This is a genomic window from Pseudomonas sp. BJa3, from assembly GCF_026343815.1.
Taxonomy (GTDB): domain Bacteria; phylum Pseudomonadota; class Gammaproteobacteria; order Pseudomonadales; family Pseudomonadaceae; genus Aquipseudomonas; species Aquipseudomonas soli.
Window position 1 is genome coordinate 1 of the sequence record NZ_JAOXMC010000232.1, and the last position, 267, is coordinate 267.

Annotated in this window: 1 protein-coding gene; it reads left to right on the forward strand. The window is 67.4% G+C overall.

The window, feature by feature from the left end:
• Positions 1-267, forward strand: a 267-nt coding sequence (locus OH705_RS27545; RefSeq protein WP_267303481.1) for an SIS domain-containing protein, incomplete at both ends; no start/stop codon positions are given.

Consider the following 267-nt stretch of genomic DNA (forward strand, 5'->3'; position numbering starts at 1 on the left):
TGTCGGCGGCGCGGCCGGGGGATGTGCTGCTGGTGTTCTCCGAATTCGGCAAGCTGCCCGAGCTGTCGCAGGTCAGCCGCCAGTTCCAGGCGTGCGAAGGCAAGGTCGTGTCGATCACGCGGCACACCGCCAACCCGCTGCGCGCGCATGCCGATGCCGCGCTGGTGGTGTCCGCGCACGACCCCGAGCCGCACGTCGAACAGCTGCTGTACCGCTCTTCCCTGCAGTCGTTGCTGGATTTCCTGTTCGTGCTGCTGTGCCAGAACC